We start from the raw sequence: 209 nt of genomic DNA on the forward strand, positions 1-209 counted from the left end.
GGGTTGCCCGCGTGCAGGGTGGGTGATTTGGGCTGGGCGTGCAGGCTGGAGAGTTCGACGCAGAGCAGGAGTGCGGGTTTGCCGTGGACGGCGACGTATTCGGCGACCGTGCCGAGGCCGGGGACCGCGGCGTGGCAGCCCATGTGGCCGATGATGACGCGGCGCATGTTCGCCGGCATGCCCAGTTCGTGGGAGAGCAGGATGTCCAG

General features: G+C 68.9%; 1 pseudogene. It reads right to left on the bottom strand.

Annotation, left to right across the window (positions count from 1 at the left end):
• Positions 1 to 209, bottom strand: a pseudogene (locus FrCorBMG51_RS24445) (type III polyketide synthase); the annotation flags it as partial.

This window comes from Protofrankia coriariae (genome assembly GCF_001017755.1).
GTDB classification, from domain to species: domain Bacteria; phylum Actinomycetota; class Actinomycetes; order Frankiales; family Frankiaceae; genus Protofrankia; species Protofrankia coriariae.